Source organism: Escherichia sp. MOD1-EC5189, from assembly GCF_002966045.1.
Lineage (GTDB): Bacteria > Pseudomonadota > Gammaproteobacteria > Enterobacterales > Enterobacteriaceae > Escherichia > Escherichia coli_F.
The window spans coordinates 40,939-50,625 of the sequence record NZ_PTRX01000032.1 but is presented as its reverse complement, the minus strand read 5'-3'; the positions used below and the strand labels follow the sequence as shown (position 1 = coordinate 50,625).

Sequence of the window (9,687 nt, the reverse complement as noted above, 5' to 3'; positions counted from 1 at the left end):
GAAGTGAAACGCCGTAGCGCCGATGGTAGTGTGGGGTCTCCCCATGCGAGAGTAGGGAACTGCCAGGCATCAAATTAGAAAAACCCCGGTCCATAAGGCCGGGGTTTTTTGCATATCAATTATTTGCATGATGAAGGGAATCTCATGTCAGTTCTGTATATCCAAATTCGTCGTAATCAAATTACTGTTCGCGATCTTGAAAGCAAACGTGAAGTGTCAGGAGAGGCTGCCTTCAGTAACCAGCGCCTGTTAATCGCCAATTTCTTTGTTGCAGAAAAAGTTCTGCAAGATCTTGTTTTGCAACTCCACCCACGTTCACCCTGGTACTCTTTTTTGCCAGCAAAACGTATGGATATTGTTGTGAGCGCGCTGGAAATGAATGAGGGCGGTTTGTCACAGGTTGAGGAACGCATTCTTCATGAAGTGGTCGCTGGTGCAACGTTAATGAAATATCGCCATTTCCACATCCATGCGCAATCAGTGGTGCTCAGTGATAGTGCGGTCATGGCAATGCTTAAGCAGAAATAATCATGTCACCATTGGTGGGTACGAAACCTGAAGTTCAGCTCACCGGGATGAGAAAAAAATTGCCTACGCCTCCACATACGCCAGATTCAGCAACGGATACGGTTTCCCCAAATCGTCCACCTCAGAGCGTCCCGTAACCTTAAATCCCAACTTCTTATAGAACCCTACCGCCCGGGCATTTTGCTCATTAACATTGGTTGTCAGTTCCGGGGCCATTGAGAGCGCATGCTCGACCAGCAACCGACCCACGCCGCAGCCGCGCGCATCAGGATCGATAAACAGCGCATCCATATGCTGACCACTCAATAACATAAACCCAACCGGCTGATCCCGCTCATTAACCGCGACCCACAACGGCGCTTCCGGCAGGAAAGAACGTACTAGCTCCTCCAGCTCGGCCCGATACTCTGCTGATAAAAAATCGTGGGTGGCATCGACAGAACGGCACCAAATCGCAACCAGTTCTTCCCCTTCCTCATGCCGTGAGCGGCGAATACTAATAACCATTTCCTCTCCTTTTAGTCATTCTTATATTCTAACGTAGCCTTTTCCTTGAAACTTTCTCACCTTCAACATGCAGGCTCGACATTGGCAAATTTTCTGGTTATCTTCAGCTATCTGGATGTCTAAACGTATAAGCGTATGTAGTGAGGTAATCAGGTTATGCCGATTCGTGTGCCGGACGAGCTACCCGCCGTCAATTTCTTGCGTGAAGAAAACGTCTTTGTGATGACAACTTCTCGCGCGTCTGGTCAGGAAATTCGTCCGCTAAAGGTGCTTATCCTTAACCTGATGCCGAAGAAGATCGAAACTGAAAATCAGTTTCTGCGCCTGCTTTCAAACTCACCTTTGCAGGTCGATATTCAGCTGTTGCGCATCGATTCCCGTGAATCGCGCAACACGCCCGCAGAGCATCTGAATAACTTCTACTGTAACTTTGAAGATATTCAGGAACAAAACTTTGACGGTTTGATAGTTACCGGCGCGCCGCTGGGCCTGGTGGAGTTTAATGATGTCGCTTACTGGCCGCAGATCAAACAGGTGCTGGAGTGGTCGAAAGATCACGTCACCTCGACGCTGTTTGTCTGTTGGGCGGTCCAGGCCGCGCTCAATATCCTCTACGGCATTCCTAAGCAAACCCGCACCGACAAACTATCTGGCGTTTACGAGCATCATATTCTCCATCCTCATGCGCTTCTGACGCGTGGCTTTGATGATTCATTCCTGGCACCGCATTCGCGCTATGCTGACTTTCCGGCAGCGTTGATTCGTGGTTATACCGATCTGGAAATTCTGGCGGAGACAGAAGAAGGGGATGCATATCTGTTTGCCAGCAAAGATAAGCGCATTGCCTTTGTGACGGGGCATCCGGAATACGACGCACATACGCTGGCGCAGGAATTTTTCCGCGATGTGGAAGCTGGGCTGAATCCAGATGTACCGTATAACTATTTCCCGCATAATGATCCGCAAAATACACCGCGAGCGAGCTGGCGTAGTCACGGTAATTTGCTGTTTACCAACTGGCTCAACTATTACGTCTACCAGATCACGCCATACGATCTACGGCACATGAATCCAACGTTGGATTAATCTTCTATGATAGTCGATCGTTAAGCGATTCAGCACCTTACCTCAGGCACCTTCGGGTGCCTTTTTTATTTCCGAAACACACCTCAAGAGGTGAATAAATTTTATTCATATTGTTATCAATAGGTTAACATGTATTTTTATTTAAAATGGAAATTGTTTTTGATTTTGCATTTTAAATGAGTAGTCTTAGTTGTGCTGAACGAAAAGCACACAACGATCCTTCGTTCACAGTGGGGAAGTTTTCGGATCCATGACGAGGAGCTGCACGATGACTGAACAGGCAACAACAACCGATGAACTGGTTTTCACAAGGCCGTATGGCGAGCAGGAGAAGCAAATTCTTACTGCCGAAGCGGTAGAATTTCTGACTGAGCTGGTGACGCATTTTACGCCACAACGTAATAAACTTCTGGCGGTGCGCATTCAGCAGCAGCAGGATATCGATAACGGAACATTGCCTGATTTTATTTCGGAAACGGCTTCCATTAGAAAAGATGACTGGAAAATTCGTGGTATTCCTGCGGACTTAGAAGATCGTCGGGTAGAGATTACCGGACCCGTAGAGCGCAAGATGGTGATCAACGCGCTCAACGCCAATGTGAAAGTCTTTATGGCCGATTTTGAGGATTCACTGGCCCCGGACTGGAACAAAGTGATCGATGGACAAATTAACCTGCGCGATGCAGTTAATGGCACCATCAGTTACACCAATGAAGCAGGCAAAATTTATCAGCTCAAGCCCAATCCAGCGGTTTTGATTTGTCGGGTACGCGGTCTGCACTTGCCGGAAAAACATGTCACCTGGCGTGGTGAGGCAATCCCTGGCAGCCTGTTTGATTTTGCGCTCTACTTCTTTCACAACTATCAGGCACTGTTGGCAAAGGGCAGCGGTCCCTATTTCTATCTGCCAAAAACCCAGTCCTGGCAGGAAGCGGCCTGGTGGAGCGAAGTCTTCAGCTATGCAGAAGATCGCTTTAATCTGGCGCGCGGCACCATCAAGGCGACGTTGCTGATTGAAACGCTGCCCGCCGTGTTCCAGATGGATGAAATCCTTCACGCGCTGCGTGACCATATTGTTGGTCTGAACTGCGGTCGTTGGGATTACATCTTCAGCTATATCAAAACGTTGAAAAACTATCCCGATCGCGTCCTGCCAGACAGACAGGCTGTGACGATGGATAAACCGTTCCTTAATGCCTATTCACGCCTGTTAATCAAAACCTGCCATAAACGCGGCGCATTTGCGATGGGCGGCATGGCAGCGTTTATTCCGAGCAAAGATGAAGAGCGCAATAACCAGGTGCTCAACAAAGTAAAAGCGGATAAATCGCTGGAAGCCAATAACGGTCACGATGGCACATGGATCGCTCACCCAGGTCTTGCGGATACGGCAATGGCGGTATTCAACGACATTCTCGGCTCCCGTAAAAATCAGCTTGAAGTGATGCGCGAACAAGACGCGCCGATTACTGCCGATCAGCTACTGGCACCTTGTGATGGTGAACGCACCGAAGAAGGTATGCGCGCCAACATTCGCGTGGCTGTGCAGTACATCGAAGCATGGATCTCCGGCAACGGCTGTGTGCCGATTTATGGCCTGATGGAAGATGCGGCGACGGCTGAAATTTCCCGTACCTCGATCTGGCAGTGGATCCATCATCAAAAAACGTTGAGCAATGGCAAACCGGTGACCAAAGCCTTGTTCCGCCAGATGCTTGGCGAAGAGATGAAAGTCATTGCCAGCGAACTGGGCGAAGAACGTTTCTCCCAGGGGCGTTTTGACGATGCCGCACGCTTGATGGAACAGATCACCACTTCCGATGAGTTAATTGATTTCCTGACCCTGCCAGGCTACCGCCTGTTAGCGTAAACCACCACATAACTATGGAGCATCTGCACATGAAAACCCGTACACAACAAATTGAAGAATTACAGAAAGAGTGGACTCAACCGCGTTGGGAAGGCATTACTCGCCCATACAGCGCGGAAGATGTGGTGAAATTACGCGGTTCAGTCAATCCTGAATGCACGCTGGCGCAACTGGGCGCGGCGAAAATGTGGCGTCTGCTGCATGGCGAGTCGAAAAAAGGCTACATCAACAGCCTCGGTGCACTGACTGGCGGTCAGGCGCTGCAACAGGCGAAAGCGGGTATTGAAGCAGTCTATCTGTCGGGATGGCAGGTAGCGGCGGACGCTAACCTGGCGGCCAGCATGTATCCGGATCAGTCGCTCTATCCGGCAAACTCGGTGCCAGCTGTGGTGGAGCGGATCAACAACACCTTCCGTCGTGCCGATCAGATCCAATGGTCCGCGGGCATTGAGCCGGGCGATCCGCGCTATGTCGATTACTTCCTGCCGATCGTTGCCGATGCGGAAGCCGGTTTTGGCGGTGTCCTGAATGCCTTTGAACTGATGAAAGCGATGATTGAAGCCGGTGCAGCGGCAGTTCACTTCGAAGATCAGCTGGCATCAGTGAAGAAATGCGGTCACATGGGCGGCAAAGTTTTAGTGCCAACTCAGGAAGCTATTCAGAAACTGGTCGCGGCGCGTCTGGCAGCCGACGTGACGGGCGTTCCAACCCTGCTGGTGGCTCGTACCGATGCCGATGCGGCGGATCTGATTACCTCCGATTGCGACCCGTATGACAGCGAATTTATTACCGGCGAGCGTACCAGCGAAGGCTTCTTCCGTACTCATGCAGGTATTGAACAAGCGATCAGCCGTGGCCTGGCGTATGCGCCATATGCTGACCTGGTATGGTGTGAAACCTCCACGCCAGACCTGGAACTGGCGCGTCGCTTTGCACAAGCCATCCACGCGAAATATCCAGGCAAACTGCTGGCTTATAACTGCTCGCCGTCCTTCAACTGGCAGAAAAATCTCGACGACAAAACTATTGCCAGCTTCCAGCAGCAGCTGTCGGATATGGGCTACAAGTTCCAGTTCATCACCCTGGCAGGCATCCACAGCATGTGGTTCAACATGTTTGACCTGGCAAACGCCTATGCCCAGGGCGAGGGTATGAAGCACTATGTTGAGAAAGTGCAGCAGCCGGAATTTGCCGCCGCGAAAGATGGCTATACCTTCGTATCTCACCAGCAGGAAGTGGGTACAGGTTATTTCGATAAAGTGACGACCATTATTCAGGGCGGCACGTCTTCAGTCACCGCGCTGACCGGCTCCACCGAAGAATCGCAGTTCTAAGCAACAACAACCGTTGCTGACTGTAGGTCGGATAAGGCATTCACGCCGCATCCGACAATGAGCGCCTGATGCGACGCTTGCGCGTCTTATCAGGCCTACAGTCGTTGCCGAACGTAGGCCGGATAACGCGTTCACGCCGCATCCGGCAATCGGTGTACGATGCCTGATGCGACTCTTGCGCGTCTTATTAGGCCTACAACCGTTGCTGACCGTAGGCTGGATAAGGCGTTCACGCCGCATCCGGCAATCAACGCCTGATGCGACGATTTGCGCGTCTTATCCGGCAATTCACTGCTCCTGATGAGGGCAACAAATGCCGCGTGGCCTGGAATTACTGATTGCACAAACCATTCTGCAAGGCTTCGACGCTCAGTATGGTCGATTCCTCGAAGTGACTTCTGGGGCGCAGCAGCGTTTCGAACAAGCCGACTGGCACGCTGTCCAGCAGGCGATGAAAAACCGTATCCATCTTTACGATCATCACGTGGGTCTGGTGGTGGAGCAACTGCGCTGCATTACCAACGGCCAAAGCACGGACGCGGCATTTTTACTGCGCGTTAAAGAGCATTACACCCGGCTGTTGCCGGACTACCCGCGTTTCGAGATTGCGGAGAGCTTTTTTAACTCCGTGTACTGTCGGTTATTTGACCACCGCTCGCTTACTCCCGAGCGGCTTTTTATCTTTAGCTCCCAGCCAGAGCGCCGTTTTAGTACCATTCCCCGCCCGCTGGCGAAAGACTTTCACCCCGATCACGGCTGGGAATCTCTGCTGATGCGCGTTATCAGCGATCTGCCGTTGCGTCTGCGCTGGCAGAATAAAAGCCGTGACATTCATTACATCGTTCGCCATCTGACGGAAACGCTGGGGACAGACAACCTCGCGGAAAGTCATTTACAGGTGGCGAACGAACTGTTTTACCGCAATAAAGCCGCCTGGCTGGTGGGCAAACTGATCACGCCTTTCGGCACATTGCCATTTTTGCTGCCGATCCACCAGACGGACGACGGCGAGTTATTTATTGATACTTGCCTGACGACGACCGCCGAAGCGAGCATCGTCTTTGGCTTCGCACGCTCCTATTTTATGGTTTATGCACCGCTGCCCGCAGCACTGGTCGAGTGGCTACGGGAAATTCTGCCAGGTAAAACGACCGCAGAATTGTATATGGCTATCGGCTGCCAGAAGCACGCTAAAACCGAGAGCTACCGCGAATATCTCGTTTATCTACAGGGCTGTAATGAGCAGTTCATTGAAGCGCCGGGTATTCGTGGCATGGTGATGTTGGTGTTTACGCTGCCGGGTTTTGATCGGGTGTTCAAAGTGATTAAAGACAAGTTCGCGCCGCAGAAAGAGATGTCTGCAGCTCACGTTCGTGCCTGCTACCAACTGGTGAAAGAGCACGATCGCGTGGGCCGAATGGCGGACACCCAGGAGTTTGAAAACTTTGTGCTGGAGAAGCGGCATATTTCCCCGGCATTAATGGCATTACTGCTCCAGGAAGCAGCGGAAAAAATCACCGATCTCGGCGAACAAATTGTGATTCGCCATCTTTATATTGAGCGGCGGATGGTGCCGCTCAATATCTGGCTGGAACAAGTGGAAGGTCAGCAGTTGCGCGACGCCATTGAAGAATACGGCAACGCCATTCGCCAGCTTGCTGCCGCCAACATCTTCCCCGGCGACATGCTGTTTAAAAACTTCGGTGTCACCCGTCACGGGCGCGTGGTGTTTTATGATTACGATGAAATTTGCTACATGACGGAAGTAAACTTCCGCGACATCCCACCGTCGCGCTACCCGGAGGACGAACTTGCCAGCGAACCGTGGTACAGCGTCTCGCCGGGCGATGTTTTCCCGGAAGAATTCCGCCACTGGCTTTGCGCCGATCCGCGCATTGGTCCGCTGTTTGAAGAGATGCACGCCGACCTGTTCCGCGCCGATTACTGGCGCGCACTACAAAACCGCATTCGTGAAGGACATGTGGAAGATGTTTATGCGTATCGGCGCAGGCAAAGATTTAGCGTACGGTATGGGGAGATGCTTTTTTGAGTAAAGCTTCCATCTTATTTTTCTCCGCGATGTATCGAGGGTTATCCGTAAAGCCATAGCTTTCAGCCATCTTATTTAACGTATTAAGGATTAATTCAGCAATAACCCGGTGACCCAATTCAAAAGCCAACTCAAAGGCAGAGTATTTTTGTGGCGCTTTATGTTGCCAAAAATCCATAATATCTTCAGCGGTAAATCCAAAAAGGCGTGCATGGTCAGATAAAGCAAGATAAACCGTCTCTACAACGTTTTGTTGTTTATGCTGTATCGCTGAAAACAAACCGGGATATTCATTAGAATTATGTGCCAGGAGGAGGGTCTTCATATTTTTTTTATCGAATTTAAACGTATTAAACAGAGTGGGTAATGCGTTAAAAATAGTCTTAATAACGTTCATATGTCCGCGCTGCATGGCTATAAACAAACCCGTGTCGCGCGCAAGATTTTTGGCGGTCAGAAGATCTACAATATCAGAAGCGGAAATGTTAATTTCCTGGGCCAGACAGGGCAATGCTTCGAGTATAACTCTCACGATATCGCTATGCCCATTTTGCATCGCCAGGTATAGCCCCGGGTAACCATAAAAATCCTTTGCCTTCAGGAGAACGAGTACCTGCTCTTTAGTCAAATGACATGTGCGAATTAACAAAGGTAATGCATCCAAAAAAACTTTCAGCATGTCGGCATCACCATTCGCCATAACATAGTATAAAACATGGCTGGACGATCTACTTTTGGCACTCAGGATTTTATACACCTGTTCGTTATCTAAATGATGTGTAGCAGCAAGTTTAGGTAAGGCGTTCAGAATCGAGGTTACGACATTTTTATCCTTACGTGATATCGCTAAAAATAATCCAGAACAACCATTTTTATCTTTTGCCTCCACAATATTAATGAGGTTTTTTTTCGAGAGTAATCCTTCATATCCAGGAGCTGACAGTGAATTGAAAATAGTCTCAACGATATCCGCATTACCATAATTTATAGCCAAATATAAACCTGGCAGGTTAATACTATTATAGGCAGTCAACATTTCTGTTCTATGTAGTTCCGGCATTTTCTGGAGCTGAATCATCAGCTGCGTAAGTTTGTGATTCTGACCAATTGCCATAAGCAAATTCATCGTTGCAGGTGATAATGGAGGGGTTATTTCATCCACAGATCCTTTTAACATCAATAGCTGTTCTTTATGAAGTGCTGGAATTATTGCAACAGATTGGTTAATAACATGATCATTTGACCATTTCAGGAGGCTATAATCTACATTCATAAAATCCATCAGAGAATAGTGTTTAATATCCTCTTTACTTTCGCTCATGATTCTTATTTTATCGTTAGTTACATTAGGATCATAAACCGAAACCACGTAATGGGTACATCCTTCAGTTGTATTTTTTATTCTTAGCCGGGCCGTCAAAGCATGGTTATCCACCAATAATATGGCTGCCATAACACTAATACCATTTGATTCCATCTTGTCAAAATATGCCTTCATAACTAGACCGAAATCACCGCAGGCAGCAACACAACGCCCCTCAGGACGGCTGGAAATTAACGCCAAAGTCTGGTTTTTGCATTTTTTGTTGAAGTGAGCGAGAAAATTTTCAGCTGAAGAATAATCATCTTGATGGGGTTTGTAATCAACATTCTGATAAATATCATTAATATATTGTGCAGCAATGTGTCGGCATACTATACGGTTTTGGGGGCGCCCCGGAAAATAACATTGACCATTAAGTTTAACTCTTGGAAATTCTTTTTCTTTTCTATCTGAGGTTAGGTTTAATTCTTGTTTATCAAGAGTGTCTAAGCGTTGAGGTAAAATTTCCATTAGGTATTCTTCAAATATTGGAGCAATGGTTTGAGTGAGTGTCGTGTTTTCATTTTTATTAATTATCGTAATTTCTTTTTTATCAGTCTGTAAGACAGACGTGGAAAATTTAATGACAAAATCCTTATTACTAAAGATATGACGGCCGTTTTGTCTACAGTTTTCTGAGAAGCTTTTTAATAGAGGTGTCCCCAGCTCCTTGCCAGAAAATTTATTCTCGAGTTCTTTATAAAACAATTCACTCAGGTTTTGGTGTTCATTTGTCTGGGCTGTATTATTAATATTTAAAGAGAAAGAATTGCGATGAATACGAGTAATCATTTAAATATCTCATTGTTTATTGATGTCTGGAATTTTAACTATCAGAACAGTGAAAAATTTAATATGATTACAAGTAAAGAAATATCATAAATCGCTCAATCATCATAATGAAACCGCAAAAGTTTCGGCGCAATGAGTTCTTGCGATTTTGTTAATA

Annotated in this window: 7 protein-coding genes; 5 read left to right on the top strand and 2 right to left on the bottom strand. The window is 48.0% G+C overall.

Annotation, left to right across the window (positions count from 1 at the left end):
* Positions 1-144: 144 nt before the first annotated feature.
* Positions 145-528: a YjaA family stress response protein gene (locus ATB02_RS21490; RefSeq protein ID WP_001353546.1), complete on the top strand. Its 384-nt coding sequence runs from the start codon at positions 145-147 to the stop codon at positions 526-528.
* 63 nt (positions 529-591) lie between these two features.
* Here the strand turns inward: ATB02_RS21490 and ATB02_RS21485 are convergent, their stop codons facing one another.
* Positions 592-1,035 carry an acetyltransferase gene (locus tag ATB02_RS21485; protein WP_105272200.1) on the bottom strand — a complete coding sequence of 148 codons (444 nt, stop codon included), beginning with the start codon at positions 1,033-1,035 and terminating at the stop codon, positions 592-594.
* 156 nt (positions 1,036-1,191) lie between these two features.
* Here ATB02_RS21485 and metA point away from each other — a divergent pair, with 156 nt between their 5' ends.
* The 4 genes from metA (at position 1,192) to aceK (ending at position 7,375) form a co-directional block, all read left to right on the top strand.
* Positions 1,192-2,121, top strand: coding sequence for a homoserine O-acetyltransferase MetA (metA, locus tag ATB02_RS21480; RefSeq protein ID WP_105272199.1), 930 nt, complete (start codon positions 1,192-1,194; stop codon positions 2,119-2,121).
* Positions 2,122-2,389: 268 nt separating this feature from the next.
* Positions 2,390-3,991, top strand: coding sequence for a malate synthase A (aceB, locus tag ATB02_RS21475; protein WP_105272198.1), 1,602 nt, complete (start codon positions 2,390-2,392; stop codon positions 3,989-3,991).
* A gap of 29 nt (positions 3,992-4,020) precedes the next feature.
* A complete protein-coding gene (gene aceA, locus ATB02_RS21470) occupies positions 4,021-5,325 on the top strand; it encodes an isocitrate lyase (protein ID WP_000857856.1) in 1,305 nt (434 codons plus the stop codon).
* Between the two features lie 313 nt (positions 5,326-5,638).
* Positions 5,639-7,375: a bifunctional isocitrate dehydrogenase kinase/phosphatase gene (aceK, locus tag ATB02_RS21465; protein ID WP_105272197.1), complete on the top strand. Its 1,737-nt coding sequence runs from the start codon at positions 5,639-5,641 to the stop codon at positions 7,373-7,375.
* Here aceK and ATB02_RS21460 read toward each other — a convergent pair.
* Positions 7,344-9,530 carry a ShET2/EspL2 family type III secretion system effector toxin gene (locus tag ATB02_RS21460; RefSeq protein WP_105272196.1) on the bottom strand — a complete coding sequence of 729 codons (2,187 nt, stop codon included), beginning with the start codon at positions 9,528-9,530 and terminating at the stop codon, positions 7,344-7,346. The two genes, aceK and ATB02_RS21460, sit on opposite strands and share 32 nt — an antisense overlap.
* Positions 9,531-9,687: the final 157 nt, after the last annotated feature.

Excerpts from the sequence above, each read along its gene's own strand:
- ATB02_RS21460 (WP_105272196.1), bottom strand. The coding sequence starts at position 9,530 with ATGATTACTCGTATTCATCGCAATTCTTTCTCTTTAAATATTAATAAT.
- aceK (WP_105272197.1), top strand. The coding sequence starts at position 5,639 with ATGCCGCGTGGCCTGGAATTACTGATTGCACAAACCATTCTGCAAGGC.
- ATB02_RS21490 (WP_001353546.1), top strand. The coding sequence starts at position 145 with ATGTCAGTTCTGTATATCCAAATTCGTCGTAATCAAATTACTGTTCGC.
- metA (WP_105272199.1), top strand. The coding sequence starts at position 1,192 with ATGCCGATTCGTGTGCCGGACGAGCTACCCGCCGTCAATTTCTTGCGT.
- aceA (WP_000857856.1), top strand. The coding sequence starts at position 4,021 with ATGAAAACCCGTACACAACAAATTGAAGAATTACAGAAAGAGTGGACT.
- ATB02_RS21485 (WP_105272200.1), bottom strand. The coding sequence starts at position 1,035 with ATGGTTATTAGTATTCGCCGCTCACGGCATGAGGAAGGGGAAGAACTG.
- aceB (WP_105272198.1), top strand. The coding sequence starts at position 2,390 with ATGACTGAACAGGCAACAACAACCGATGAACTGGTTTTCACAAGGCCG.